The sequence below is a fragment of the Corynebacterium vitaeruminis DSM 20294 genome (assembly GCF_000550805.1).
In the GTDB taxonomy this organism is placed as follows: domain Bacteria; phylum Actinomycetota; class Actinomycetes; order Mycobacteriales; family Mycobacteriaceae; genus Corynebacterium; species Corynebacterium vitaeruminis.
Genome location: NZ_CP004353.1, coordinates 198,891 through 224,706, shown reverse-complemented (window position 1 = coordinate 224,706; position 25,816 = coordinate 198,891). Strand labels below are relative to the sequence as shown.

Annotated in this window: 29 protein-coding genes and 1 tRNA gene; 7 read left to right on the top strand and 23 right to left on the bottom strand. The window is 62.2% G+C overall.

The window, feature by feature from the left end; translation table 11 throughout:
- The first annotated feature begins 12 nt into the window (after positions 1-12).
- The 7 genes from ureE to B843_RS01120 all read left to right on the top strand — a co-directional run bounded on the left by ureE (position 13) and on the right by B843_RS01120 (position 6,142).
- On the top strand, positions 13-501 hold the full coding sequence (gene ureE, locus B843_RS01150; RefSeq protein WP_025251695.1) for an urease accessory protein UreE: 489 nt from the start codon (positions 13-15) through the stop codon (positions 499-501).
- The gene (locus B843_RS01145) at positions 501-1,202 is read left to right on the top strand and encodes an urease accessory protein UreF (RefSeq protein ID WP_025251694.1); all 702 of its coding nucleotides are present in this window, start codon (positions 501-503) and stop codon (positions 1,200-1,202) included. Before ureE ends, B843_RS01145 begins: the two co-directional genes overlap by 1 nt.
- An 8-nt stretch (positions 1,203-1,210) precedes the next feature.
- Positions 1,211-1,834, top strand: coding sequence for an urease accessory protein UreG (ureG, locus tag B843_RS01140; RefSeq protein ID WP_025251693.1), 624 nt, complete (start codon positions 1,211-1,213; stop codon positions 1,832-1,834).
- The gene (locus tag B843_RS01135; protein WP_034648888.1) at positions 1,827-2,699 is read left to right on the top strand and encodes an urease accessory protein UreD; all 873 of its coding nucleotides are present in this window, start codon (positions 1,827-1,829) and stop codon (positions 2,697-2,699) included. The genes ureG and B843_RS01135 overlap by 8 nt, the downstream gene beginning before the upstream one ends.
- 84 nt (positions 2,700-2,783) lie before the next feature.
- On the top strand, positions 2,784-4,244 hold the full coding sequence (locus B843_RS01130; protein ID WP_025251691.1) for a multicopper oxidase family protein: 1,461 nt from the start codon (positions 2,784-2,786) through the stop codon (positions 4,242-4,244).
- 358 nt (positions 4,245-4,602) lie between these two features.
- The gene (locus B843_RS01125) at positions 4,603-5,868 is read left to right on the top strand and encodes an IS256 family transposase (RefSeq protein ID WP_025251690.1); all 1,266 of its coding nucleotides are present in this window, start codon (positions 4,603-4,605) and stop codon (positions 5,866-5,868) included.
- Positions 5,869-5,905: 37 nt separating this feature from the next.
- Entirely contained in the window at positions 5,906-6,142 is a 237-nt protein-coding gene (locus B843_RS01120; RefSeq protein WP_025251689.1) for a hypothetical protein, read from the top strand.
- A gap of 230 nt (positions 6,143-6,372) precedes the next feature.
- Here B843_RS01120 and B843_RS01115 read toward each other — a convergent pair whose 3' ends face one another.
- The 23 genes from B843_RS01115 to B843_RS01010 form a co-directional block, all read right to left on the bottom strand.
- Positions 6,373-6,720, bottom strand: a complete 348-nt coding sequence (locus tag B843_RS01115) for a hypothetical protein (protein ID WP_025251688.1) — start codon at positions 6,718-6,720, stop codon at positions 6,373-6,375.
- Complete coding sequence (locus B843_RS14075) at positions 6,717-6,986, bottom strand: hypothetical protein (RefSeq protein WP_244877337.1); 270 nt, start codon at positions 6,984-6,986, stop codon at positions 6,717-6,719. Before B843_RS14075 ends, B843_RS01115 begins: the two co-directional genes overlap by 4 nt.
- A gap of 193 nt (positions 6,987-7,179) precedes the next feature.
- Complete coding sequence (locus B843_RS01105; RefSeq protein WP_025251686.1) at positions 7,180-7,548, bottom strand: hypothetical protein; 369 nt, start codon at positions 7,546-7,548, stop codon at positions 7,180-7,182.
- Positions 7,548-8,933 carry a GH25 family lysozyme gene (locus B843_RS01100; RefSeq protein ID WP_025251685.1) on the bottom strand — a complete coding sequence of 462 codons (1,386 nt, stop codon included), beginning with the start codon at positions 8,931-8,933 and terminating at the stop codon, positions 7,548-7,550. The genes B843_RS01105 and B843_RS01100 overlap by 1 nt, the downstream gene beginning before the upstream one ends.
- Positions 8,934-8,977: 44 nt before the next feature.
- The gene (locus B843_RS01095; RefSeq protein ID WP_025251684.1) at positions 8,978-9,595 is read right to left on the bottom strand and encodes a hypothetical protein; all 618 of its coding nucleotides are present in this window, start codon (positions 9,593-9,595) and stop codon (positions 8,978-8,980) included.
- 106 nt (positions 9,596-9,701) lie between these two features.
- Entirely contained in the window at positions 9,702-11,282 is a 1,581-nt protein-coding gene (locus tag B843_RS01090) for a hypothetical protein (protein ID WP_155895066.1), read from the bottom strand.
- 54 nt (positions 11,283-11,336) lie between these two features.
- Positions 11,337-12,077 carry a hypothetical protein gene (locus B843_RS01085; RefSeq protein ID WP_155895065.1) on the bottom strand — a complete coding sequence of 247 codons (741 nt, stop codon included), beginning with the start codon at positions 12,075-12,077 and terminating at the stop codon, positions 11,337-11,339.
- Positions 12,078-12,156: 79 nt separating this feature from the next.
- A complete protein-coding gene (locus B843_RS01080) occupies positions 12,157-12,576 on the bottom strand; it encodes a phage gene 29 protein family protein (protein ID WP_025251681.1) in 420 nt (139 codons plus the stop codon).
- The gene (locus B843_RS01075) at positions 12,577-14,241 is read right to left on the bottom strand and encodes a Gp37-like protein (protein ID WP_025251680.1); all 1,665 of its coding nucleotides are present in this window, start codon (positions 14,239-14,241) and stop codon (positions 12,577-12,579) included.
- Complete coding sequence (locus tag B843_RS01070; RefSeq protein ID WP_025251679.1) at positions 14,238-15,116, bottom strand: minor tail protein Gp27; 879 nt, start codon at positions 15,114-15,116, stop codon at positions 14,238-14,240. Before B843_RS01070 ends, B843_RS01075 begins: the two co-directional genes overlap by 4 nt.
- A 13-nt stretch (positions 15,117-15,129) precedes the next feature.
- A complete protein-coding gene (locus B843_RS01065; RefSeq protein ID WP_025251678.1) occupies positions 15,130-20,037 on the bottom strand; it encodes a hypothetical protein in 4,908 nt (1,635 codons plus the stop codon).
- Between the two features lie 13 nt (positions 20,038-20,050).
- Entirely contained in the window at positions 20,051-20,371 is a 321-nt protein-coding gene (locus tag B843_RS01060; protein WP_155895064.1) for a hypothetical protein, read from the bottom strand.
- A 98-nt stretch (positions 20,372-20,469) separates the two neighbouring features.
- On the bottom strand, positions 20,470-20,862 hold the full coding sequence (locus B843_RS01055; protein WP_025251676.1) for a hypothetical protein: 393 nt from the start codon (positions 20,860-20,862) through the stop codon (positions 20,470-20,472).
- Between the two features lie 101 nt (positions 20,863-20,963).
- On the bottom strand, positions 20,964-21,890 hold the full coding sequence (locus B843_RS01050; RefSeq protein WP_025251675.1) for a hypothetical protein: 927 nt from the start codon (positions 21,888-21,890) through the stop codon (positions 20,964-20,966).
- A 76-nt stretch (positions 21,891-21,966) separates the two neighbouring features.
- Positions 21,967-22,398: a phage tail termination protein gene (locus B843_RS01045; protein ID WP_025251674.1), complete on the bottom strand. Its 432-nt coding sequence runs from the start codon at positions 22,396-22,398 to the stop codon at positions 21,967-21,969.
- 8 nt (positions 22,399-22,406) lie between these two features.
- Positions 22,407-22,727: a hypothetical protein gene (locus B843_RS01040; protein WP_025251673.1), complete on the bottom strand. Its 321-nt coding sequence runs from the start codon at positions 22,725-22,727 to the stop codon at positions 22,407-22,409.
- On the bottom strand, positions 22,727-23,056 hold the full coding sequence (locus tag B843_RS01035; protein WP_155895063.1) for a hypothetical protein: 330 nt from the start codon (positions 23,054-23,056) through the stop codon (positions 22,727-22,729). The genes B843_RS01040 and B843_RS01035 overlap by 1 nt, the downstream gene beginning before the upstream one ends.
- Positions 23,041-23,319: a hypothetical protein gene (locus B843_RS01030; protein ID WP_155895062.1), complete on the bottom strand. Its 279-nt coding sequence runs from the start codon at positions 23,317-23,319 to the stop codon at positions 23,041-23,043. Before B843_RS01030 ends, B843_RS01035 begins: the two co-directional genes overlap by 16 nt.
- A gap of 112 nt (positions 23,320-23,431) precedes the next feature.
- Positions 23,432-24,337, bottom strand: a complete 906-nt coding sequence (locus tag B843_RS01025; RefSeq protein WP_025251670.1) for a major capsid protein — start codon at positions 24,335-24,337, stop codon at positions 23,432-23,434.
- A 15-nt stretch (positions 24,338-24,352) separates the two neighbouring features.
- Complete coding sequence (locus B843_RS01020) at positions 24,353-24,721, bottom strand: capsid cement protein (RefSeq protein ID WP_025251669.1); 369 nt, start codon at positions 24,719-24,721, stop codon at positions 24,353-24,355.
- Between the two features lie 15 nt (positions 24,722-24,736).
- Positions 24,737-25,327 (bottom strand): hypothetical protein, encoded by a 591-nt coding sequence (locus tag B843_RS01015; RefSeq protein WP_155895061.1) that lies wholly within the window; start codon positions 25,325-25,327, stop codon positions 24,737-24,739.
- A 68-nt stretch (positions 25,328-25,395) separates the two neighbouring features.
- Positions 25,396-25,477 (bottom strand) — tRNA-Ser (locus tag B843_RS13690).
- 62 nt (positions 25,478-25,539) lie between these two features.
- Positions 25,540-25,812 carry a hypothetical protein gene (locus tag B843_RS01010; protein WP_025251667.1) on the bottom strand — a complete coding sequence of 91 codons (273 nt, stop codon included), beginning with the start codon at positions 25,810-25,812 and terminating at the stop codon, positions 25,540-25,542.
- Positions 25,813-25,816: the final 4 nt, after the last annotated feature.

The window sequence follows — 25,816 nt, the reverse complement described above, 5'->3', positions numbered from 1 at the left end:
AGGAAAGACCCCATGATTTTCACCGACGTCCTCGGAAACGAGTCCACCCCCGCAGGCGAGAAGCTGCTCGCCGACCACCACATCGAGCGGCTGCTCCTCGACGACCACGAGCTGCGCAAGCGCATCCTGCGCGCGACGACCGACCACGGCACCGAGGTCGGCGTGCGCCTTCCCGCGGGCGCGGCGCCCCTAGCAGATGGCGACATCCTCTACCTCGACGATCACAACGCCATCGTCGTGCGCGTCAACCCGACCGACGTGCTCATCATCCGCCCGACGACGCTGAAGGAGATGGGGTTCGTGGCCCACAGCCTCGGCAACCGGCACCTGCCCGCGCAGTTCTACGCCGCCGACTCCGGCTTCGACCCCGAAGGCGCCGACTGCATGGTCGTGCAGTACGACCACACGGTGGAGGACTTCCTCGCCCACCACGGCGTCGCCTACTCGCGCGAGTCGAAGGTCACGCCCGAGCCCTTCCGCCACGTGGAGCACACGCACTGATGCCCGCCCCACCGCTGCCGCACCTGGCGGCCATGCAACTGCTCGACTCCGCCGCACCCACCGGCGCCTTCGCGCACTCGATGGGGTTCGAGACCTACATGGAGCGCGGCGCCATCGACTCCCCCGACACCTTTGCGGCGTGGCTGGAGTCCTTCGTCCGCCACCAGCTCGCCTTCACCGACGCGGTGACCGTCCGGCTCGCGTGGGCGGCGGAGTCCTTTGATGAGGTGCGCCAGCTCGACCGCCTGCTCGACGCGCTGACCATCCCGGCGGAGGCCAAGAAGGCGAACGCGGCCATGGGCAAGCGCCTGCTCACCATCGCCGCCAGCAACTACGCCCCCGAGCCCGAGGGCGCCTCGTGGCTCGTGCGCTACCGGCAAGGCGTCGACAAGCAATGCCTGAAAAGCCACCCCGCGATCGTCTGGGGAATCACCGCGCGCGAGCTGGGGCTGGATTCCGACGCGGCGGTGTCGTACCACCTGTACGCGACGGCGATCGCGCTGACGCAGAACGCGGTGCGCGCCATCCCCCTCGGGCAGGACGCCGGGCAACGGATCCAGCGGCGGGCGCAGGCCTGGATCGCCGACGCCACCGAGGCCTCGCGAGGGCGCGGCATCGACGACCTGGGCGCTGCGGTGCCCGGCCTCGAAATCGCCCAGATGCAGCACGCCCAGCAGCGGGCCAGGCTATTTATGAGTTAGGAGAACCCATGACCAACGCGAAAGAACCAGTCATCATCGGCATCGGAGGGCCCGTCGGGGCGGGAAAGACCCAGCTCATCGAGCGCATCACCCGCGCCCTCGACGGCGAGTTTTCGATGGCCGCCATCACCAACGACATCTACACCATCGAGGACGCGAAGATCCTTGCGCGCAATTCCGTGCTGCCGGTCGAGCGCATCGTCGGCATCGAGACCGGTGGCTGCCCGCACACCGCCATCCGCGAGGACACCTCCATGAACGAGGACGCGATCGCCCAGCTCAAGCGGTCTTTCCCTGACCTAGACATGATCTTCGTCGAGTCCGGCGGCGACAACCTGTCCGCCACGTTCAGCCCCGAGCTGGTCGACGTCTCCATCTACGTCATCGACGTGGCCCAGGGTGAGAAGATCCCGCGCAAGGCCGGCCAGGGCATGATCAAGTCCGACCTCTTCGTCATCAACAAGACCGACCTCGCGCCGTACGTTGGCGCGGATCTGTCGGTCATGGAGGCCGACTCCAAGGTCTTCCGCAAGGACCGCGCCTTCGCGTTTACCAACCTCAAGACCGACGAGGGCCTCGACGCAGTGCTCGGGTGGCTTCGCCGCGATGTGCTCCTTTCCGACCTTGCGTAGGGAATTCACCACCCGCGGGGAGCTGCGCCTCCGCGTCGGCGTGGAGGCGGGAAGGTCGACGCCGCGCTCGCAGTTCCACCGCGGCGCGCTGTCGACGATGCGCCCGCTGTATCTGGAGGACTCGGGCCAGGTCACCGTGTTCATCCTCAACCCCGGCGGCGGCTACGTCAGCGGCGACGTCTACGACCTTTCCGTCGAGGTCGAGGAGGGCGCCGAGCTCCTCCTGACGACCCAGTCTGCGACCAAGGTCTACCGCACCACCGGGCTGCCAGCATGCCAGACGATGTCCGTGCGCGTGGCCGACCGCGGGGTCATGGAATACCTGCCCGACCAGCTCATCGTGTACCGCGACGGGTGCTACGAGCAGCTGGGGGACTTCGAGCTTTCCCCCACCGCCCACCTCCTTGTGGGCGAGGTGATCACGCCCGGCTGGTCGCCGACGAGCGAGCCCTTCGAATACGAGGAGATCCGCCTGCGCAGCTCGGTGTGGGTGTGCGACGAGTCGGGCGAGCGGCGGCCCCTGCTGGTGGATTTCTTGCGCATCTGCCCGCCCGAGTCCGTGACCGGCATCGGCGTGCTCGAAGGCCACAGCCACTGCGGGCAGCTGCTCATCATCGACCGGCGCCTCGACGAGGCCTTCATGGACGAGGTCCTCGCGCTGGCGGAGAAGTGCCCCGCCGAGGTGGGAGTGACGCTCACCGGTGCGGAGTTCACCTGCGCCGACGGCGGGCCCGCCCCGCGGTGCCTCGTCGTGCGCTCGCTGGGGCGCGGCACCGGGGAGATCGACGCGCTGCACCGGGCGATCGCGAACACCGCGCGCACGCGGTTTTTCGAACGGCCAAATATAAACTTGCGAAAATACTAGGCTGGTTGAGCGTAGCTCTCCCGCGGTGGTACAACTGGGGGAAGATACCCCCTACCCGTATATAGATCGCTAAGGATTCCAGCCATGGCATTGCCCCTCTCGCGTCGGCAGTTCCTCCTCGGAGGCCTCGCGCTGGGCGGTTCGGCCGCGCTCGCCGCCTGCGGCAGGCCCGATACCACGCCCGTCAGCTCGCGCAGCACCCCTACAACGAGTTCGCTTTCCGACGCCAAGGCGGCGAAGCAGCTTTCCGCCGAGCCCATCTCCCTGGATATCGGCGGCATCGAGGCGAAGACCTGGGGATATTCCCTGGAGGGCGGCTCCCCCGCGATCGACATCACCGCCGGCGACACCCTGCGGGTGGAGGTAACCAACAACCTGCCGGAGTCCACCTCGGTGCATTGGCACGGGCTCGCCGTGCCCAACGACATGGACGGCGTGCCGGGCATGACCCAGGACCCGATCGAGCCGGGGTCCTCGTTCACCTACGAGTTCCAGGTCAATCAGCCGGGAACCTACTTCTACCACTCCCACAGCGGCATCCAGCTGGACAAGGGGCTGCACGCGCCGCTCATCGTCCGCGACCCCAACGACCCCGGCGACTACGACGTGGAGTGGACGATCCTGCTCGACGACTGGATGGACGGCGTGGACGGCCAGACCCCCGAGGCCGAGCTGAAGATGCTGCAGAGCATGGGCTCCATGTCATCCATGTCCGCCATGGGCTCCGGCATGATGATGTCGCATGGCAGCGGCGACTACATGCTCGGCGGCGACACCGGCGATGTGCCTTACCCCTATTACCTGCTCAACCAGCGCATCCCGAGCGCCTGCCGGACCTTTACGGCCAAGCCCGGGCAGAAGGCCAAGCTGCGGTTCATCAACGCCGCCGCGGACACGATCTTCAAGATCGCCCTCGGAGGCCACACCCTTACGCTCACCCACACCGACGGCTACGCGGTCGAGCCGACCGAGGTCAGCTCCTTCTACCTCGCCATGGGTGAGCGCGCCGATGCGATCGTCACCCTTGACGACGGTGCCTTCCCCCTCGCGGCCATCGCCGCGGGCAAGGACGACCGCGCCTTCGCCGTCGTGCGCACCGGCTCCGGTGAGGCGCCGTCCGCGACAACCACCTTCGACGAGCTCGCGACGGCGGGCACGTTCCTTATCGACCGGCGCCCCGCCGAAAGCTCCCTGCTCGACGTGGGCACGATCTCCCGCACCTCCGACATCGAGCTCACCGGGCAGATGATGCCCTATAAGTGGGGCATCACCGTCGACGGCGAATCAGGTCCCGTCACCGCCGCTCAGGGCCAGAACCTGCGGATGACCATCCACAACGCCACCGCGATGGCACATCCCATGCACCTGCACGGGCACACGTGGTCGCTTCCCGACAGCGGCGGCCTGCGCAAGGACACCATCCTGGTCCTGCCCGGCGAGTCCGTCAACGCCGACCTCGTCGCCAACAACCCCGGCGAGTGGGCGTTCCACTGCCACAACGGCTACCACATGTCCACCGGCATGATGACCTCGCTGCAGTACTAAACGAGAAAGGGCTCAGGAAACGGTGTGTTTCCTGAGCCCTTTTACCGTGCGCCCGAAGAGATTCGAACTCCCAACCTTCTGATCCGTAGTCAGAACATAATCGTGCTCTACCTGCCTTGATGGTGTTCGTGTTCGGGATGCGTTCGTCGGTATTCATGGAACCGTAGCGCAGGCAATCCAGTCTGCCTAAATATGCGAATCCAAACGGATAACTGGTGCCTACAAGGCGACCGGGCTGCGTCCCGTAGCGTGGTGTGAAACTTCCCCCGCGTGGCTACCTCGAAAAAAACGAGGAGTCATTGCGGGGTGAGGCCTATCCTTTAATTTCCTCCAAGAAATTCCAGAAAGCGACCCTGCAATGACTCACCACCAGTCTGCCCTATCCACACTCATCACGGAAGTCCTGGGTGATCCAGACACCGCCGGTGACATCCTGCGCCGCATGCTCGAAGCAGCAATGCAAGACGCCATCAACGCCGAAGACGCCGCCCACATCGGTGCCGACCGCTACGAACGCAACCAGGAGCGCACCACCACCCGCAACGGCACCCGTCCTAAAACGGTGGCCACCCCAGCCGGCGAACTCGACCTGGCGATCCCGAAGATGCGGAAAGGATCGTTTTTCCCCTCCCTGCTCAACCCCCGTAAACGCATCGACAAAGCCCTCTACGCGGTGATCTGCCAGGCCTGGATCGACGGGGTCTCCACCCGCAAAGTCGACGAGATCGTCAAAGCCCTCGGCAATGACCACGGCATCAGCCGATCCAGCGTGTCCCGGATCTGCAAGGACCTTGACGAGGTCGTCGCAGAATTCACCGACCGGCCACTGGATCACACCTGGTTTCCCTACCTCTGGTTGGATGCGACCTACCTCGATGTCCGCTACCACGGTCGTGTTGTCTCCCGTGCCCTGGTCGTGGCCACCGGGGTCTCTGCCCAGGGCCGCCGTGAAATCCTCGGCATGGCACTCGGGGACGCGGAAACCGCCGACTTCTGGACCGAGTTCCTCCGTAGCCTGCGTGCCCGTGGACTGGCGGTATCTGGCCCATCGAACCCCCTTGGAGTTGCCCTGGTGGTCAGTGATGCCCACAGTGGACTCAAAGCCGCCGTCAAAGCGATCCTGCCGGGGGCGAGTTGGCAACGCTGCCGGGTGCATTTTGCCCGCAACGTCACCCAGAAACTCGGCTCACGCAACTCCAAACCCGTCAACGCCTTGATCGGCGCGATCTTCGCCCAAACCGATACAGCATCCACCATGGGCCAGCACCGGCTGGTCGCCGACAGTCTCACCACCTCATACCCGGAGATCACCGCGATGTTAGACGAGGCCGAAGCAGACCTGACAGCGTTCGCGTCTTTTCCCCGGGAGCACTGGCAAAAGATCTGGTCGAATAACCCGATCGAGCGGCTCAACCGGGAAATCAAACGCCGTGCCGATGTCGTCCAGGTCTTTCCCGACAACGCCAGCGTCACCCGGCTGATTGGGGCGGTATTGCAAGAACAGCATGAGGAATGGCAGTACGGGGAACGCCGCTACCTGTCGGAGTCATCGATGACGAAGCTGGCGAGCATGCTCCAACCACCGATCAACGCATCATCAACGATGCTGCCACTGACTGCCTAGGCAACCACCACACCACGACAAGGAAGAGCAAAGGACCATGGAGCATACCGACGGACGTTTCCACCCGTTCGGGCGGGGCCTGGGCCAGGACCTGGCGTGGATCGAGCAGGGTGAGGACACCGGATGGTTCGGCCCCGACGGGAACCCCGTGTCTTGGCCGCAGGATTTCCTCGACCCAGAAGCCGGCTGGCACAACAGGACCGTCTACGCCACCGGAGGTGATGTGCAACCGTATTTACCTACCCCGACTAACCCCGACGAAGCCCCGTTTTAACCCTGTCACCAGGAAATTAAAGAACACCACGAAAAAGGACTTGATCGGCGACCGTAAGACGTTGCGCGAGATGCTAGTGATGATGCTCCCCGCGGAGCCAAGTGCAAGCCAGCTAGCCAAACTCGCTGCAGCTGTCTTCGACCAGGAGACCACCTATTTTCGAGTAACCACCTAACACCACCAAGAACAAGAAAAAGCCCCCACCAGCACTAAGCCAGTGGGGGCAAAACCTAACTGTCCGACTCAATCAGCTTCCGCAGATCGGATAGGTCATGAGTGTCAGGGGGAGGCGGACGCATCCCGGTGCGAATCCAGTCATAGATATCCTCAAGCCGAGAAAGCGCCGACGCCAAGCCCAAGCTCAATCGATGAGCACGATCCTCAGAACGCCGACGCGCAGCACGCTCCGCATCGAGCTTTGCTCCGATCTTGTCGACCTTCTCCTCGAGCTGCTTAAAACGGTCACCCTGCGCAGCCTGCTTATCAGAGCGCAACTTCGCGGATCCTGCGAGCAGCCCCGTCAGTGCAACAATTAGCGCCGTCAATGACTCCCCGAACTGTGAGAAATCGAAATTCATTCACGATCCTCCTTCGGGATATCACCGCGCTTGCCCCTCCATACAGCCCACACGACAAGGATGACCACCGAGAAATAGCCGACTGAACTGACCCAGCTGCGATGACTCACCCCCTCAAGCGAAGCAAAGACGAAGCTCATCCCCCATCCCGCATTGAGCATGACGCCAGAGCACAGGGCGATGACGTCGACAATCGTCGAGCGGGTGATCGAGGAGATGATACAGATGACGCCGACCACCAGCCAGATGACTCCCCAGACTGGCATGGGAAGTGACGACTCTGCCGGGTGCGAGCCAGGCGGCGGAGGGGATCCCAGCACTCCGGGAAGATACGAGACTCCACGGAAAATGATCCCGATTCCGAGAATGAGGATCGCGAATGAATCGGTCATCGCCCAGGCCCGGAGGCGTCGCGCGAATGGGATGAGGCGTGGTGGAAGCCTCTCGATAGGCATGCTTCTACCCTTGCGGCTGGCTGGTCGGGCCGGAATAGACGGGGAGCGACGAGCTTACAGGCAACGGAATCGGTAGCGACGGCAAGAGCTTTCCAGCGACCTCCGTCGCGAGCTTTTCTACGTCTACCGCTGACCCATCGCGTGCTTTTGCCACATCAGCATCTGTGGCCTTAGAGTCCGAGCCCTCGTGGGTGAAAGCCGCTGCTACCCACGCAACGAGCGTGCCGAGGACCGGGGATGCGGTTACGGCGTTGACCTGCTGCTCGTCAATGAATCCGAAGTATCCGAGGATGATGCAGACTGCGCCGATGATGAGGTATGCGGTCTTGCGGATCATCCACGGCTGTACCGTGGGCTTTGCGTGATTACTCATTACTTGGTTCCCTTCAAAAGCATCTTGATTTCCTGCTGCTCGCGCGCGACCTCCGTCATCTGGACGCGGAGTGCTGCCACGGCATCGACCAGCGTGAGGTCGCGCCCTTGGGCATCCTGACCGAGCTGCGGCCAGCCCGGGTACTCGCCAGCGTCACGGCCACCCGTGAGCTGCTGACGAATGTCCTTGACATCCGATCCCACCGGGCCGGTGAGCCGAAGGTCGATGTAGTCCTTGATTTCCTGGATATCAGCCATAGTGAATCCCTCCTCTAGAGTGGCTGCCTTGTAAAGAAGCTGATGTAGCTGCTCGCGTGTCCCGCGGAAAGCGTTCGCATCGACCTCAGATAGTCCAGCGACCGTCGCCGTCGACGTGAACTGCCAAATCTCCGGGGTGTGATTGCCGACCGCGCCCCACCCCCAGTCAGGAGCGAGGTCGTAGAGTACGCTCGCGTACCCGCGGCGGTCGTATGGGTAGGCGGCTTTCCACACCCAATCCCAATCAGAAAGATCAGCTCCGCCCGCATGTGCACGGTGATCCTCGGGGTTGAGGTACAAGCCAACCGAAGGAGCAAATCCAGCAAGCCCATCACGGACGGCGCGGACGGTCTCCCACGGGGCGATCTCCATCCCCGTGTCTGCCTTGTACTTCTCCCAGTCGAGCGCAATGGGGATACCCGGGCGATGATGTGCCTTGATGTACGCGATCTGCGCCTGGGCATCACCAGCCTCCATGAAGTGATACTGGACCACCTCCAGGCCCGCGGCGATAGCGCCATCGAGCTGCTGATTGCGGGCTGGATTCAGGTACCACGACCCTTGGGTTTGCTTCACAACTGCGAAGGCAAATCCTTCTGCTGCGACTTGTGCCATATCGATTCCAGCCTGGTAGCTGGCTACATCAATACCGAAGATAGGTTCGGTCATAGGCGTTGGGTCCTTTCGTTTCTGATCTGGGTAGCTCGCTCCATCTAGCACGGTCATCGGATCACGCTTAGCTGACGGGTCATATTCCCGCGGCATCCACGACACATGCACATGCGGGGCTACGCCCCCATTCGTGGCCCAGTCCGGGTTGATCCTCCCGATCCGCTGCCCCTCTTCCACACGGTCGCCAACGCTGACCTCGCGGATGATATGCCCGTACTCGCTTGTGCCACCGCCGACCTCTGCTGGGTGGTCGATAACGATCCAGCCCGCGGGGTCAGGGCCACCGTATCCGCTCGCGGCACCAGCGTGAATGACCGTGCCAGCACGGATGGCGTAGACCGCACGGTTCGCTGATCCACCCGTAGCCCCGAAGTCGGTTCCCTGGTGGACACCTCCGGCGCGCGGGCCGTATGGGCTGGTGACAAACATGTCTGATTCGATAGGCATGCTGGTCATGAAACGCCTCCTTTCATGATTGAAGCCCCACCGTGTGGTGAGGCTTAGAATGTTTCGATTTTGAACGCATCGAGCTTTGCTGCGTAGTAGACAAACCAGTTCGCACTCCGGAAAGCCAAGCACACGCCACCGACGTTTTGATCAGCTAGGCCAGGCGCCGGTAGCCCGGACAATTGCGTTGAGACCTTCGAGACCCCATCTACGAGCACCTCAGCCTGGATGTTGCTTGACCCGGCGATTCGCGACCGCCGCAGCTGCACCCACGCCCCGGGCTGTGGGGAAACCGATGAGGTTATGTCGATGGCGGACACTTGGGTGAACCGCTGATTGCAGACCATGAGCTTCACTGCCGTAGATGACATGGATAGCGCGATAAAGTTCGCCGCGGTCAGAGGCTTACCTGCGAACAGACAAATCGCTTCGCCGGTAAGGGCCTCTGCTAGATACCCGGCGACCTCGATTTCGTACTTATTCATCGGCTGCGCCCACTGAGCAAGCGGCAGATACGTACGGTCAGTCATCGTTGTCGAGGTGGTGATCACCCCGTCTTTGGTGACCTTGATACCGACGCTATCGTTGCTTTGCGTCCACTCACCGCCCGATACCGAAGCCAAATCAACAGTGCCGGTCTGCCCGTAGCTGAAATCCGTGTAGCCGGTCATCTGAGGTGGGTACACCAGCTGCGATCCAACATACATGCCCTGCGCGGGCGCAGCCCCCACATACAGCCCCGAGGCTGGGGTCGACCCAATGCTTAATCCCATGCTGCTACCCCGTCACGATGTAGACATGGCCAGCAGTAGGCGAAGCTGGAAGCGCTGACACGATGTGAATATCAGTGATCTGCGCCGACGTATGCGTGTGAGACGCGGCCGCCTTCCCAGACAATCCGGTATCCACATACGCCTTCGTCGCGATATCCGCCGACGCCGCTGGGCCCGCGACCTGCGCCCGCCCTGCACTATCGCGTCTGATCACCATGCTGGCCGTAGCTGTAGACACCGCGTCACTGATCTGCGCCGACGTATGCGTGTGAGACGCGGCCGCCTTCCCAGACAATCCGGTATCCACATACGCCTTCGTCGCGATATCCGCCGACGCCGCTGGGCCCGCGACCTGCGCCCGCCCTGCACTATCGCGTCTGATCACCATGCTGGCCGTAGCTGTAGACACCGCGTCACTGATCTGCGCCGACGTATGCGTGTGAGATGTGGGTGCAGCCCCCACATCAGCCGCGGCCAGGTTGACCATACCGGTCTGCCCGTTAACCGAGGATACCGCGCCGGACGGAGGAGTAAGGAGCACCCACGACGAGAAGGCCGACGATTCACCACTGCCGAGCATGTACGTACCCTTGTCCTCGCCGGACGTAATGATCGCAACATCGCCTTCCTGGGCCGTCAGCCCAAGCATCCCGGCGCGATCGCCCACCACCTGCGGTTTAGTCAGAGCAACCGCAGGCAGCTGGGAAGTGGGCACCAACCCACCCACCAGATCTGCCTTTTGAGTAAGGCCAATCACGCGGGGCTCAGACGCTGTCCCCCCGAGATCCCCGCCTAGCCGGATTTTTCCTTTCACCGTCGAGGTTGCATCAGCGACCCCTGAGGTTGCATCATCAGCTGCAGCGCGTGCATCCTGCGCCGACTTATCTGCCGCCGCAGCGGAATTCGATGATTCAGTGGCCTTTTCCGTCGCCAGCTCAGCGGCCGCAGTGGCGTCCTTATCTGCTTGACCGATCCTCGACTCAGCATCCAATGCCTCCTTTGCAGACTTGGCTGCCTCCTCCTGCGATATTCCTGCAGCAGCGGCTTTCTCTACTGCCGTCTTGGCCGCCGACTGTGCTGTCTCCATTGCCTCATTCGCGGCAGCTCCCGCTTCTTGGGCAGACTGCGCATCAGAGTCCACTTCACTAGCAAGCTTCTCTACATTCGCTTCTGACCCAATTGCTTTTTGTGCAGAGCTTGCTGCGGAAGTAACAAGCTCATTCACTCCTGCCAGGCCAGACCAAAAATCTGTAATCGCTTTTGTAATGCGACTTTCCACCGACGGCGAATAAGTGAAATGATCTGCTAGGACGTCGGCTAGGCTACAGTCCTCCTGAGGGATGTTCACCTCCTTCGACGTGGAGTCCCTGATATTCCTACACCGAAAGCTCACCACCACTGGTCCTGGCTCCACTTCGACTGTTGTCTTTCCGTCAGTGAGCTCGGCGACAAACGGCGCTGTAGAGACCAATCCACCAGGGCGGGACAAAGATTCGCGGATAACCGGGGATGACAGCACAACTGCGTCTCCCGGCGCGGATTCGATTCCGATGCTGGTGATGTCGATTGAAAGTTTAACTGTCATTTATCCTCTATCCTCCTTTTTTCTTAGGTTTTTTCTGCCCCCTAGGGGGGCTGCTTATGCTGTATCGGAGGTTCCGGAGCCATCTGCCCAGTTTCCATTGACCTCTCGGCTTATGTGCTGTGCGACTAGGCGTGACCATCGAGGGCCGCCGTAGAAGCGGCGCGTCGGCGCGTTAGCCACCACATGGGCATGGACGGTATACCCAGCTGCGGGCACCACGACGGTCGAGACGATCGTGTGCACATGCTCACCCGAGTTGCTGATTGGATTGACGAGATTCGCGGTCGCTTCGCGCACGTCGATAGAGGACTGCCGCGAGAACTCCGACCCATCCGGGGCAGTGACTACGAGGTCGACCTCACAGCGCGCGGACTGCGCCGCCACCCATGATGCTTGGGCATGCAGTCGGATATCCCATAGCCCCGCGTCGAGCAGCTTGAGGCCGTCCGTCCCGGACTTCTCGACATTGCGCATAGGCCCAATCTGCACGCTGAACGGCAGTTTTCCCGTTCCTGTGAATGGCTGGCCATCTGGCATCGTGACCGCCCCATAGTCCAGCAACGGCGATAGCAGATCGATCCTACTGTCCAGGCTGAGCTGCCCATCGACGATCGGCTTCACAGACCCAGCGATCGAGCTGAATCCAGAGGTGAGCCCCGTGAAAATTCCTTGGAGTCCCATCGTGATCGCGTTCGCGATGCCGCCGAGGACATTCGTGATGAGCGAACCCTGGGCGCCCCGGTAGATCAAGTCCGGGGCAAGCCGCATCTTCGCCTTCGCATCCTGCTCGGTCATGCTGGCTAAAGCCTTCACCGAGTTCGCGCCAGATCCAGCCGTGTACGCGCTGCTCGGGATCTCTCCGACGTGTGAGTAATCAGGCATCCTCGCCTCCTAACGTCCCCTCGCGCGCGAGGTCGCCTGGGTAAGGCAGCGCAGGAGGTTCGATCTCTTCTCGCAGCTTCTCAAGCAGGATTCGCTTCTCATCGAGCGAAAGGTGATCGACCGCGGGCGCTGTAACCTCCGGCGGAAGTACTTCGTCGATCGGCGCCCACCGCCCGGCGTTGCCGGAGATCCAGTTGGTCTCACCGGAGGGCGGTACGTACTTGATCTCCTGGAGCTCCGGGTGATGTCGGAAGCCCGCCTTGAAAAGATGCGCCGACCACTGCCGCATGATCGCTCCGGGGAGGATGAGCGGCGCGTGACTCCCGGGGCCTGGAAGCCCCACGAGCGCCCACAGGGCATGCTCTTCTGGATCTGCTGGGTTGGTATTTGATTGCAGTGGGATTCCTGTCATTTAGACCAGTCCTAAATCGTGAATGACTGCCGAAAGCCCCTTGACCTCCGACAGGATGATTTCTAATGGGGAATGCTGGCTCGTCGGGTCTCCGCAGGTTGCTGACCACCCGCGGGAAGATCGATCGAAGGCGTAGGTGAGGTCTGTCACCTGCTCGACCACGATCTCACCCGATGGCAGGTTCTTGATCGCCCCGCCGATGCGGTCTCCGATGAAGAAGTGCCCGTGCCCCTTATCGCCGATAAACCAGGGTGCGCCGTCGTTGATCTCTAGCTTGTGGGAGAACCTCTCGCGTGTCTCCCAGAACCCCTGGCGCAAGGCAACCAACGCAGAGAGCGTGTAACCGCGGTCGGCGCCCTGGGCGAAATGCTCCTGATACCGCGACCAGCCCGCGGCTTCCGCTCTCTGTAGAGACTTGATCGTCATCCACGCGAGGATCGTGTCCGAGTAGATCGGGGACAGGAAGGTGTCTGCGATCTCGCCTGCTCCTGGCACCATGACCATCGTGCCAAGGTAGTTTCCTGCTAGCTGCACGGCTGCCGAGATTCCCTCGTTGACGCCAGGCATCGAATGTCCACCTGCTATCTCTTGGACGCTTGTCGCCGGATCCCACGAGAAGTCCGAGGACTTCACACCCGTCAAATGCCCCTCGCGGTAAATCACGTAGGGAGCATGTGGGTTAGTCCCCAGCCAGTCTTTGTCCCGATACTCCGGAACCTCCACGGGCTCGTCAATCACAGTCTCGCGCACGTCGACCTCGCCGACCACCGACTGAACGCTGCGGACAAGTCCCGTCCACACCGACCCCCAGCGAGATGTTCCCTCTGGCGACCACCAGCCGGACTTATCGACGATGTCGACGACTAGCGTCCCAGAGCGCAGGTTCGCGCCCTCCCACGGCGGAGGATCGCCTTCTAGCCATCGACGGCATTCCACGCTCAGCTGCGCATCTGCAAGCCCAGGTGCGGCGACGTCTGACCAGAGCTTCATCCTCGAGGACACGACAGTCCAGGGCGATGAGTCCCCGATGAGAGCGCCAGGGGCGACGACAATCGGCCATTGGCTTTGGTCGAAGGCCGCGCCCCACTGCTTGAGATCGAGAGGATCATCCGGCAGCGCCCAGAGATTCCCGTTGAGCCGCAAAAGATTCACGTGCAGCATCATCTTGAGCACCCAAGCGGTCGGGCCTGCAAGAACGAACGAACGCGGAAATTGGACGGCCGCGGGGAGGAACGGGTTAGGCCAGCAATAGATATGCTTGAGCTCCTCGAAATCATGCAGGAACGTCAGCAGCATATAGGTCTTGCCGTCCGAGTCCTTGACGAGTTCACTTCGCTTAAGTCGTCCGCCCCAGCGAGCGCCATCCTTGTCCATCGTGACGTGAATATTCCGGGCCTTCCGCTTCGGAGCGTCCCGGATCCACGTCGAGATCCAGATCCCCGTAGGAATCTTGATCGTTCCCTCGCCGGTGTCGTTGAGCTTCCACTGGAATTTTCCCTCGATTGCTCCGTGGATCGTGCCGACGAACTTCCAGTCCCCATCCCACAGCCTGATCCGCGGCTTAGCCCGGCGCGCGCGGTTGCGTGCGTCCCGGGTCTCCTGGCCGTTTTCCCAGATCTCGTCGAGTCTCACGAAGACCGAGTTGTCGATCGTTGGTGTGGTCATCGTCTACCTCCCCATGGGCGTTGCCAGAATTGCGTCAGACGTAGCTGTGCCCCTGATTGCGCGGCGCCTGCTTCGAGCTTGATCGGTAGGCGCGTTGTTGGGGTGTGTGGAGGGATGGGGAATTGGAATTCGATCCCTCCGAAGCGGCCGGCGATATTTGACCCGTCCGCGGCGACGTAGCTTTCGCGCAGCGGGTAGGTATCAATCGTCAGGTCTTGGCCTTCCGCGAGCGTCGGGGTAGTGACGGTGCGGGTGGCATTCTGGTCGTCGGCGAAGGAGAAGTCCGGAAGCGTCCACCGTCCGGGGGCGGTGAGAGCCCATTGCGGCCACAGCGGGCGGTCGGTGGGGTTGGAGATCTCCACGTAGGCGAGGCCAGCAGTATCGATGGCTACGTTCTTGACGATCGTCTTTCCCTCCCAGAATGGCCACGCTGCGCGGAGGGTGAAGGTGATCTTCGACCATCCGAGGATGCGGGGATCCCGCTCGGCTGTGGTCTTGGACTGCTCGAGCTTCGTGACCTTGAGGCTGCGGGATTCCGTCTGCGTCGAAATGACGATCGTCGCCGGTCTTTCCGGGTCGAAGCACGCATAGAAGCGGGCTTCGATGTCTTCCCAGTTGTCCTCGTCGCCAACGATGTCGAAGGCGAGCACCAGGTCGAGAGGCTCGATCGTGTAGTCGATGTACGTCGCGCCTTCCTGGAAGGCCGACTGCTGCCAGATCGTCTTGATCGGAGCCTCATCATGGATGCCCTCCGGGGACTTCGAGAGCTCAACGCCTTGCTCTCCCATCCCCTGGCCGGAGACGACGAACCTCTCTCCGGTGACTCCGATGATCTCGATGCGGGCTGGCTCGCCCGCGCTGGATACTCTCATCATGCTCCTTTCTCTCCTATGCGCCGGACATGGCGATCACCTGCTGGCGCGAGTGCAGCTCAGCGCGGCGCATGCCCTCATCAAGGCTGTTGGTCTCGATGTGGTAGTGAACCTCGACCGACTTCGACGGCTGCATATCCGGCAGCGGCGCAGCGGCCGAGCTGGCCATGCTGCGGGCAAAACCCGGATCGGCGTTGATGCGCTCCAGCAGCGGCCGCGCATAACGAGCCGCGGCCTCACGAACAACAAACTCCCCGTTCGACAGGAGCGCAGGAATGATGTCCTCGGTTGGGCCGCCTGGGCCAACAACCGATCCGCCAGCCCAGTACCCGGCGCGGGTCGGCCAGACGTTGAGCGGGCCACCGTACTGGTGGCGCGCCCAGGCGACGCCCGCGATGAGGTTGGAGAGCGGATCCATCTTGTCCCATGGGGTGCCGTCGAAGGCCTCCGGGTACAGCTGGCGCATCCAGTCGTACGTCCCCTGTATCACCTGCAGCAGGCCACCCGATGGGTCGCCGTTTGCTGCGTTGACGTCCCAGTCGTTCTGGGCGTTCGGATTACCCGAGGACTCGATGTCGATCTGCTGGACGGTGGCGTCGATCTCGGCGGCAGACGAGTAACCATGGCGGTTCAGCGCCTCCGTGGCCAGGCCGCGCCACTGCTCTGCGCCGCCGGACGGATCCCACACCTGGCCGATGTTTCCCTGCACCTGCGGAGCGGGAATGTCGTCGAATCCGTCGTTGAAGCCCACGACGTCCGCTCCAGTGACCGTGGTCGTGGGAATCGTCGGATCTGCGGCGATCGCGGCGGCCGCACCAGACTTGACGGTCTGAATGTCATTGACCGCGGACGCGCGCGACGATCCGGATCCGACCTTGCTCTGCGCCTCCATCCACGTGGTGTACGCCTTGACGAGTGGGATGTCGTCAGAGATTCCAATGACCCCGAGGAAGTCCTTAGTCTGGCCCTCTGCGAAGTCCTTGGCCACGGATCCGGCGAACTCCGAAATCGTCTTCGGAGAATTCGAACCCGCGGTATTGACGTAGGCGTTCGGGTCGGAAGCTTGGGATGCTCGATAGGTTTGCAGCGACTGCGCAGATGCCTGCGTCTCCGGGCTGAGATCCGTCGGGAAGTCCCCAAGGTCTCCCATATCCGGGATAGTGATCGGCTCGAAGAACGACCGCGGCAGGTGCGCGTGGACGGTGAACTGCGAGTCTGCAGCACCCACACCGGAGCCACCGAAGTGGCCCTGCGACGGCGACCCGCCCATCTCGACGTTGGTGCCCGACGGCAGCGTCATGGCCGTATGCCCGTTGACTCCACCGCCTTGATCCCACCAGCCGACCTGCAGGTCGCCGGGGTCGCCAAGTCCTGGGTAGAAATCCCACTCATTGATCAGCACTTGGCCCTCGTTGACCGTCGAGAAAGCGCGCTGCATCAGCTTCTCGCCGAATTTTCCGTACCTGGTGACGATCGAGACAGTCTGTGAGCAGTCGCCCCAGTAAGGGCCGCCGAGCGCGTAAGGCTGGCCGTCGACGCCGCTGGCGAAGTCGTCCAGATCCTTGATCGTCACGCCGCCCTCTGCGAAGAAGGAAGCCGACTGCGGCCCGAGGTCGCCCTGGTACCGAGAGCTGAAAAGCTGCCCAGTCGCAGGGTCAATAACCTCAAGGCCGAAGTGGTGCGCGCCAGCGACGAGAAGAGCCTCGGCGCGACTACGCCGGTAGTCGTCAGCCAGCGGAATGTACAGCTCTCCGCCTGTCTCATCCTCACCGAATACTCGCCACGACCCCGCGGGTGCAAACTGCGGCTCGTGGTTTTCTCCGCCGCCAGCGAAGCGCTTGATCGACCCCATCGCATTCGCGGTGTATGAGCCTTCTGCGTGCTTCGAGAACGGGTTCCGGATCGAGCCGATGGCATTGGAGAAGAAGTTCTTGACGTCCTCCCACTTGTCCTTCATGCCCTGGTGAAGACCGGACATGATCGAGCGGCCGATGTCCTTGAGCCAGTCGCCCGCCCCGTCAAAGACCTTAAGGATCTTCGACTGGATCTCCGAGGTAATCCGCAGCACAGTGTCGATGCCGCTGCTGAAAGCCTGCGATGCGCCCGACCAAAGCTCGTTGAAGCGGTTGATCACGTCAGAGACGAAATTCAGCACCGCGCTGACCACGGTGCCGATGAGGCCGTTGAACCCGCCGACGACGCCGGAGACGATATTCCCGACCGCGGCGATAATCCCCGCTACCAGCGACAGGAACTGCCCGATCACCGTGGCCACGAATCCGATCACCGTGGCCAGCACTTGAGCAACGATTCCGATCAACTGCCCGAGCACCGTGATGACCGGCATCACCGCGACGACGATCTGCGCGAACACCTGCACCACAGAAATGATCGCTGGAATCAACGCGACCACCGCGGGCAGAAGCGGAGTGATGATGTTGACTACTAGCTGCGCGAGCAGAGGCAGCAGTGGAATGATCGCCTGCAACACCTGCCCGATCGCCTGGACGATCATCGGCAGGAACGGCGTAATCGCAGAGATCACCTGCACCAGTCCATTGGTTAGGATTCCAACCGTCTGAGACAAGACCGGTGCAAGCTGCGCGATGACCGGCATCAGCTGAGCAGCAAGCATCGAGATGACCGGCGCGAGGGCGCCAGCCAGACTAGAGATACCCTGCGCTGCGGGTGTGATGACCGCCGTGAGCAGTGCACCGATCGGCTCAAGCAGCGGCGCGATCGCGCCGAATACTGCGCCGATGGCCTCCCCGAGTGGAGCCATGGCAGGGGCTAGAGCTGAAAGACCATCAGCAAGCCCCTGAATCAGCGCCTCAGTGCCAGGCGCCGCTGCCTGAATGAACTCGGAGATCGCAGGCAGAATCGTCGACCCAATCGACTGCAGTGCCGTCGACAAGATCGGCATCAGTGCAGACAACGCCGAGGACATCGACGAGAAGAACCCCTGCAGCGCCTCCTGCCCCTGGGCCGAGTTGACGAACTGATCCATCATGCTCAGCACCTGGGCCATCGGCCCGATCGAGCTCTGACCCGAGGCAGCAGCAGCCCCAAAGACGCCAGAGATGATTCCGCCCGCGGACGAAGCCATATCCCCCAGAGTCTGCATTGCGGAGATCCCGTTGGATACCCACTGGTCGAACTGGCCGTTCTGCGTGGACTGCGACAAGAAGTTTCCGAAGCGCTCGCCCGCATCTCCCAGATATTGGCCAAGCTGCGGGAGATACTCCGACCCCGCGGCGCCGATATCCATCAGTGCCTGCGTCACCGGAGCGGCCGCCTGATTCAGACCAGCGAACCCCAGCCGCGAGTTCTCCAGCATCGACCCCATGTCGACCACCGAGGCCTGCGACCCCAATGCCGACAGAGAGTCCCGGAACCCACCGTTGATCTCAGACGCGATCCCCGACAGCCCCGACTGCAGCACCGGCAGCTGCACGTTCGCCAAGTCCGTAACCGACTGGCCGAGCCCCTCAAAAAGGTTGTCCTGAACGGCAAAGCGCAGATCCTCCCAGGCTGGGCCCAGCGCCTGCATCGCAAGAACGAACTCCTGCGCATTCGGGGAGAGATTCGCCATCGCCTCGGCGAAGGCATCGACACCGCCCGCAGCTCCTGCTCCTGCCGAAGCGAGATTATCCATCGCATCAGCAAGCCGCTCCTGGGCGAGGGCGACGCTCTCATTCGCATCCGCGAGTGAGCGCTGCGCGTCCTCCTCACGGCGTGTAGCCTGCTCGACTTTCTCCTTCGCAGAAACGACCTTGTCCGACCCCTCAACGCCTGCACGATTCGCCGCATCAACATCCCGCGCGAGCTCATTGTTCTTCTCGCGGGTGTCCTCAAGGTTCTTCACGGCCTTCCGGTAAGCAAGATCCGCCTCAGCCTGATCCAACGCCGAGGACTTCGGATCTTGCTGAGTGTCAATGAGATTCTGGCGCGCGCGAGCAACCGCAAGCGTCGCCTCCTCCTCATCCATCGCCGCATCCCGCAGCTGCTGATTCATGTCACGAAGGTCATCAACCGCATCCCGGCGCGCTCGGTTGAGGTCGTCTTGGGCTTTCTGCGATGCCTTTTGGGCGTCTGCGACGGCGCGTTCTGCGTCTTCGACGCGGCGCTGCGCTTGAACGATGCCTCGCTGCGCGTCTTCGACCCCTCGCTGCGCGGCCTTCATGGCCTTGGAGGTGTCGGCTCCGGCACCGCCGGCGCTTTGCCCCATGGAAGAGAAGGCCTTCGTTATTCCAGAGAGTCCGATCCCGAGGGCTGCGATTCCTGCGGTGGCCGCGGCTGCAGCCGAGGGGAGGACGAGCAGCGCGCCTGAGGCGGTTACGGCCGTGGAGGCGAGCGCGGCGAGGGGGCCGACGGCTCCCATCGCAGCGACGCCGAGGATGCCGATGCCCGCGGCCTGGGCGCCGAGCATACCGACGGAGCCAGATGCGGCCTGGGCGGTTGTACCCACTGCTGCGATCTCGCTCGATGCCGACGCCAGCGACCCCGTGTCGACCTTCGCCTCAAGCTCAACCGTGCGGTCGCGCGCGGCGGCCGATAGCTGCGCCTGCGCGGCCGCAGTATCCGCGTCAGCCTCCAAGGTGAGAGTGCGGTCATTGTCTACCGCGTCGATCTTCGCTTGAGCTGCTGCTGTGTCAGCGTCGACCTCGATCGTAGCGCGCTGATCCCTGCCGACCGCGGCGAGCTCGGCGCGCGCCTGCGTGGTGTCCGCATCGACCTCGATCTGCGCGGACTCGAGGTTAGCGAGCTCGGCGTCAAGCTCAGCGCGGAAACGCTCCAGCTCTGGCTCAATATCGACGCCATAGGTGATCTTGATCTGCTCAAGCTCCGCCTTGGCGCGCTTGCCGAAGTCCTTGAGATTCGGGCGGATCTCAATCTTCGCGGTGCCTGCCGAGTACTCAGCCATGGACAGCCCCCTTTCACAGGTCTTGGCGATCCCCGAGTAGCCTCTTGAGCAGCGAATCGCCCTTCTTCTTCAAGCGTCTTGCCTTGATTCTGTCGATCGCTTTCTCTGGCCTCGGCGACGGCGAGAACGTCCTGTCCTGGCGCGCTACGGCTATGAGAATTGCATCGGCATAGTCGACTAAGGCCGTGAGAGTTTCCTGCAGCTGCGTCCAGCCGTGCAGCGGCGGCCGAGCATTTGGCTTGAGGTCGTCGATCACCGCAGCAGCGAGCTCCTCATCGTCGGCGACGGCCGCCCAGTAGGCGCTTCCCTGCGGGAGCATCTGCACAAGCTCCACGAGAGTCGCCCACGACCTGCGTCCCAGGAAAAAGTCATCTAGGTCGATCTGCAGGTAGTGATGCAGATCGAACCTTATTTGCGATCCAGCACGATTGACTAGATCGACAGCATAGGAAAACCCCCGTCGAACTGGTCAACGTCGATGCCGTAGAAGTGCTCGAAGATGGCCTGTGAGATGCCGAGGGTGATCAGCTCAGCATCATCGCCAGTTGTGTTCATGACGGACAAGAAGCGCGGGAAGTCAGCCTTGAAGAAGATCTTCAAGCAAGAGACGACGTCCTGGCGCTGAGTAGCCTGCATGAGCGCAAGCCGATCCGTGTAGACGGGCTTGTCGATCTCGATCGGCGGCTCAAAGCCATACTCCTCGCCGAGGATGAAAGGCTCATCGGTGACAGTCGACTTGGACTTCTGACCAGACTTCTCCGCGATCTTCATAGCGCGGGAGCGGAACTCCTCGAACTTGTCGGTCTTGTTCTTCTTAGTGGACATTTGGCAGATCCTTTCAAAAGTCTAGGTAGGCAGGTCAGATCAAGCCGTAGAAGGGCCGGAGGCGACCTGCCAAGAACTCCCCCGGCCCGGCGCGGAGAGCGCTAGGCGATTTCGATTGCGGTGTCGCCGCCAGTAAGGCTGGAGCCGTTGGCGGAGACGTTGGTAGCACCGGAGATCGTGAACGGGCCGCCCGCAGTACCGGCTGCGGTTGCGGTCGAGCCCACGGTGGAGAGCGCGGAGGTGACATCCTCGCCGGTGGCATTCCACTGGATTGCTTCCGTGGTCTTTCCGTCGACGGTCAGAGTCCACGTACCGCCGGAGGTTCCGGAGGGAAGGGTGATCTTCTTGGTCGCCGCGGCGGCATCGGAGGTCATGCTAATGCCCATCTCAGTAGCCAGCTCCGCGGTGAAGCCCTTGCCAGCAATGCCGAAGCCGAAGAGCGATCCGTAGGCAGCATCGTCCTTCGCCGCGAGGGTCATCGGCCACGTGATGCTCGAGGAGTCAGCCAGGGACTGCTTGCCCTTCTTCTCCATGGAGGTCTTCGGGTAGTACCAGATCGGGTAGATCTCGTTACCCGGCGCGCCGTCGTACCCGATGAGCAGGGTGGAGTACTCAGGTACCTTCGCTGCGCGGCGCTTCTTCGCGAAGAAGCGGCCCTGGCTGGCGAGCATGGAGTCGACGTCAAGATCGTAGAACGCGGCCATCGTGTTAAGGCGCGCCTCCTGGCCGGTGAAGTCGATCGTGAAGGACTCGTCCGTGATGAAGTCGCGGCGGCGGCCACGGGATCCGTAGCCCTCGGGGCCTTCCACCTTCATGTCCGGGGCGAGGTCAACGCCGGCCTTCTTCTCGATCTCTCCCATCGAGAACCAGCCTTCCGGCAGCTGCTTGAGAGAGCCGTCGGTGGCAACGATGTCATCGAGCTCGAGGTGCTTGCCGTCATACGGCTTCATCAGAACGGCGATGTTGATCGCTGCAAGGAGAAGCTTGTCATTCTTGTCCTTGAGCGTGTAAAAATCGGTGTTTTCCACTGGAGTTCCTTTCTCCAAGAGAGGTTGATAGTCAAAAGACCCCGCGTGTAGCGAGGTCGCGAAAAGTCATTGGCATCTACCGTGGGCGGCGAATCTCCACTCTGAAATCCGCCTGCACTCGACGATGCTCTGGGTTGAGCCACTGCGGCATTACCGGCGAGCGCACCTCCTCGATCGAGACCAGGCGCGCAGGCCCCAGATCCGCCGCCCCATCTAGAGACGTCAGCCACGCCGTGAGGTAGTTCAGCAGCTGCCACGCCTCACGTCGAGATCGGTAGATCACCGTGATCTCAATGAAGGACACATCTACCTGCGCTTCTACAGCACCAGCCCCTGTGGTCTTCCTGACGGTGAGGAAAGGGGTCTGCTCCAGGTACTGCTCATAATCCGCTGGCAGCTCTGTCACGACCTTTGGCATCGGCACGATCTGGGTGACCTTCTGCTCTAGAAGGTCACAGAGAATGTCCTCGATGTCCGGTCGCGGGGTGATGTCCGTTGGAATCTGCATGATCCTCCTTAGATCGACATGGCTCGCAGCACCTTCAAGAGCGGGTGCTGTCCAGGTACTTTGACCCCGGACTTCGTCGTGTATCCGAACTCGACCGCGGCGGCATGTGGAGCCTCCACCAGCAGAGTCGCAGTTAGACGTGGGGCGCCGCGCCCATATGGCTTGGTAACCTCCACGTCGACGACCGTCGAATCCACGAGTGCGGTCGAAGAGACAGGTGCGATCGCTTTGTAAAGCGCCTCCGCTTCATATCCCGCCGCGTACATCATGGCTTCGACCTCTGGGCCTGTCAGATAGCCCTTCATGTCGTGGATCCTCACGTCGTCCATTAGCGCACCTCCTCGCAGATCACGACTGTGCCCATGAGTTCATCCTCAATGCGAGGATGCTCCCAAGGCTGGACGTCCTTCACCCGCAGACGGCGCCCCCAGGCGATGAGGACGTCGCCGCGCACGATGTCCGGGGCGCGGCGCTTGAAGTAGACGGTCGGGGCAGTCGTCAGAACCGACATGTGGTCGAGGTTCTCCTGAGCGCCAGCCCATGCAATCCGAGCGCCTGGCTCCTCATGCTCTGATGCCGCCGCCGTCGTATCCCCGTGCCTGTCCTTTGCCGCTGAGCGCTCCACGATGACGGTGGCCATGCCTACCACCCACCGCAAGAAACGTTCTTGAACGCGGTTGTTCCAGGGTTGAGGGCCTTCTCGATCATCTCCCGCTCCTGGCCGGTGATGAAGAAATTTCCCTCAGCATTCCTGAACGTCATTGAGGTCGTGAAAGGGCCGCCCGCATCGCTGACTTGCTCCGCGTTGTCGGTGCGGTCGGCGATCAGCGAGCGCTTGACCATCGCGCACACGACGATCCTCAGGACGCTCGCAAGCCGCCCGCTCGCGACCTCTGGAATCTCCGGGAAGGTCGTCGCCAACCACGTGCTCGCGTCCTCAAGGAGCACCTCCGCCGCCTCATTTGATAGGCCAGCTGGATAGCGCTGCCACCGATTCCGCAGATCCGTCGCCGTCGCATACCCAGCCATTGGCCTACGCTCCGAGGTTCTGGATACGGATGACTGCCAGAGGATCCGTGATCGCGTGAGCCATGATCGCGCGGGTCTTGACCCACGTCAGATCATGATCCTCATCGCGGTACGGCGTCGAGGTCACAGGCGATTCGACGCCCATGGTGCCGACCGAGTTGGATGCGATCAGCCAGCCCTCGCCCTTCGTCGCAAGCGGGGAGCCGATGATCTCGATCCCCTTCGAAGCTGCCAGGGCCGCTGCCTTCACGTCATCTTCAAAGGCGTTGTCGTACTGCAGCTTGTCGTCGGTGTGGAGGACAAGCACATCGTACTGGTACCCCATCAGGGTCTTCTGCCCCTCCGCGAGTGCCTTGTTGATGTCCGCGCGGATCGACTTCTCAGCAGTCTGCGCCGACTTGGCGGTCTTGTTGATGGACTCCCATCCACCAGACTCGACCTTGATGATGTCGGAGTCGTACTCAGCCAAGGCGGCGGTGATCGCCGCCAGGCCCTGGGAGTCGGTGTCATAGACCATCGTGTTCGCGACCCGCTGAGCGCGGCGCTGCATGTACGCCATGTCATTGCGCGAGGCCGCCTCATCGGTGATGCCGAACTTTCCGCCGAGCTTCTTGGTCTTCGTGACCTTCGGCTCACCATCCGAGGCATCGACGATCGGGTAGTTGCCACCCGGCGCGATGATGCCCATGTGGTCGTCGGCGAGCATGGCGTTCTTGGTCGCCACATCGTAGAGGATGGCGCCGCCCTCAGCGGTACCGTGGGCGAAGATCCGGTCGGTGAACATGCCGAGCGCAGTTATGTCGGAGATGTACCGAGCGATTCGGGTGGGCTCCTTGAGCATCAGCGAGACGGTGATGCCGTCCGCGGTTACCTTCGGCGCCTCACCAGGGAAAAATCCCGTGTTGAGCATTGTCTAGATCCTTTCCTAGAGGAGGGCTACGGTGACAGGGTTGTTTGCGGTCGCGTCGGTCAGAGCGAGCGCAACGGCGGGGCCGTCGCTTGCGGTAGCGACCTTTCCGGATGCTGCGGTCGACAGCTGGGCTCCCGCAGTGATCGAAGCGGATGCAGTGGCCTCGAGGATGTGGCCTGCGCGGTAGACGACGGCGTAGTCGCCAGCTGCGACGTCGTGGGCGATGACGCCGAACGGAGTCGCGTTTGCTCCAGCGACATCAACGACTGGGTTGCGGCCGTCCATGGCGCCAGCGATGACGACGAACTGGCCAGCGGCGAGCGCATTCTTCGCCTTGGCTGTCACCTGCTGTGCAGGGTTGTAGTGAACCTTCGTGATGTTCATTTTCGTTCCTTCCTGTTACTTGTTCTTCTGACGAAGCGCCGATGGCATCCATGAGGTTGGGTAGGCGGAGTCATTGAGCTCCTGGCGCTGCCCGCTGCCGGGGATGAATCCCTCATGTGGGCGCTGCGATGGAGGTGGCGTCTGCTGGGCCGCCTGGGCACCGGCATACAGCTCCTGGATCCGCTTCGCCCGCGTCTCCATCTCCTCGGCCGTCCCCGTACCGAGTAGGTTGATATCGTCAGCCTTGATTCCATAGGCCGCCGCCAGCGAGAGCTGGGTGTTCTCGATCTTGGTCTGAGCCAGCTCCTGCTCGAGCTTCAAGCGCTCATCTTGAGCCTTCTCGAGCTCCGTCTTCTGCGACTGCTCGTACTCGTCCCACTTCTGGGCTCGAGCTTGAAGCTCCTTCGACTCGACGCGGCGCTTCGCGTTCTCCTCACGCAGCTTCTTGATCTCTGCCTTCATGTCCTCGGGGCTAAGCTCCTTCGACGGTTCTGGCTTCTGCTGCTCCGGCGCCTTCTCTCCTGGAGTCGGCGTCGCTTCCTGCGATGCTGGTGGCGTGGGAGTCGGTTCCTGCTCACCGGTGGCATTGGTGATTGGCGTAGACATGTGTACCTCCTGGGTCTTCCGTGTCTGTCTATGGATGAACCCCGCCACCAGCCTGGGTGCGGGGTCTGCGGAAAGTAGAGGGATCGAACCCCCGTGCTTGCGCACGCGGCGGCTTTCGAGGCCGCCTGCTCACCATGAGCCGTACTTTCCCGTGCATGAGAAAACCCGGCGCGGTCAAGTGACCGGTGCCGGGTTTCGATTACGCTGTTTGATCAGATGGTTGGGATCGTCGCCATGGCCTCTTCTAGGCTCGAGCGCTCGAATGGATCTTTGGCGAAGGCAAGCATGGCGACGTCGAAGGCGTCCTGCAGATCCTTTGCTGGGATCGGTGTCTTAGTTGATTCCAAGTAGATGATTGCGTAGTTGCATGCCCATTCGTCCTCACCCGCGGAGATGAGATTCTCTACATGGGTTCGCTCACTCTCAATTGTGAGGTAAGTTGCGATCTTCTCCGCGATATCTGTGGCTTCCTCGTCGGTGATCATGGCT

Coding starts and splice junctions, on each gene's coding strand:
- B843_RS01045 (WP_025251674.1), bottom strand. CDS start 22,398: ATGCAGATTCCAACGGACATCACCCCGCGACCGGACATCGAGGACATT.
- ureE (WP_025251695.1), top strand. CDS start 13: ATGATTTTCACCGACGTCCTCGGAAACGAGTCCACCCCCGCAGGCGAG.
- B843_RS01065 (WP_025251678.1), bottom strand. CDS start 20,037: ATGGCTGAGTACTCGGCAGGCACCGCGAAGATTGAGATCCGCCCGAAT.
- B843_RS01115 (WP_025251688.1), bottom strand. CDS start 6,720: ATGAATTTCGATTTCTCACAGTTCGGGGAGTCATTGACGGCGCTAATT.
- B843_RS01080 (WP_025251681.1), bottom strand. CDS start 12,576: ATGACAGGAATCCCACTGCAATCAAATACCAACCCAGCAGATCCAGAA.
- B843_RS01070 (WP_025251679.1), bottom strand. CDS start 15,116: ATGATGAGAGTATCCAGCGCGGGCGAGCCAGCCCGCATCGAGATCATC.
- ureG (WP_025251693.1), top strand. CDS start 1,211: ATGACCAACGCGAAAGAACCAGTCATCATCGGCATCGGAGGGCCCGTC.
- B843_RS01105 (WP_025251686.1), bottom strand. CDS start 7,548: ATGAGTAATCACGCAAAGCCCACGGTACAGCCGTGGATGATCCGCAAG.
- B843_RS01120 (WP_025251689.1), top strand. CDS start 5,906: ATGGAGCATACCGACGGACGTTTCCACCCGTTCGGGCGGGGCCTGGGC.
- B843_RS01130 (WP_025251691.1), top strand. CDS start 2,784: ATGGCATTGCCCCTCTCGCGTCGGCAGTTCCTCCTCGGAGGCCTCGCG.
- B843_RS01040 (WP_025251673.1), bottom strand. CDS start 22,727: ATGGACGACGTGAGGATCCACGACATGAAGGGCTATCTGACAGGCCCA.
- B843_RS01125 (WP_025251690.1), top strand. CDS start 4,603: ATGACTCACCACCAGTCTGCCCTATCCACACTCATCACGGAAGTCCTG.
- B843_RS01025 (WP_025251670.1), bottom strand. CDS start 24,337: ATGCTCAACACGGGATTTTTCCCTGGTGAGGCGCCGAAGGTAACCGCG.
- B843_RS01100 (WP_025251685.1), bottom strand. CDS start 8,933: ATGACCAGCATGCCTATCGAATCAGACATGTTTGTCACCAGCCCATAC.
- B843_RS01095 (WP_025251684.1), bottom strand. CDS start 9,595: ATGACCGGCTACACGGATTTCAGCTACGGGCAGACCGGCACTGTTGAT.
- B843_RS01145 (WP_025251694.1), top strand. CDS start 501: ATGCCCGCCCCACCGCTGCCGCACCTGGCGGCCATGCAACTGCTCGAC.
- B843_RS01085 (WP_155895065.1), bottom strand. CDS start 12,077: ATGACCGAGCAGGATGCGAAGGCGAAGATGCGGCTTGCCCCGGACTTG.
- B843_RS01090 (WP_155895066.1), bottom strand. CDS start 11,282: ATGACAGTTAAACTTTCAATCGACATCACCAGCATCGGAATCGAATCC.
- B843_RS01020 (WP_025251669.1), bottom strand. CDS start 24,721: ATGAACATCACGAAGGTTCACTACAACCCTGCACAGCAGGTGACAGCC.
- B843_RS14075 (WP_244877337.1), bottom strand. CDS start 6,986: ATGCCAGTCTGGGGAGTCATCTGGCTGGTGGTCGGCGTCATCTGTATC.
- B843_RS01075 (WP_025251680.1), bottom strand. CDS start 14,241: ATGACCACACCAACGATCGACAACTCGGTCTTCGTGAGACTCGACGAG.
- B843_RS01055 (WP_025251676.1), bottom strand. CDS start 20,862: ATGTCCACTAAGAAGAACAAGACCGACAAGTTCGAGGAGTTCCGCTCC.
- B843_RS01015 (WP_155895061.1), bottom strand. CDS start 25,327: ATGTCTACGCCAATCACCAATGCCACCGGTGAGCAGGAACCGACTCCC.
- B843_RS01010 (WP_025251667.1), bottom strand. CDS start 25,812: ATGATCACCGACGAGGAAGCCACAGATATCGCGGAGAAGATCGCAACT.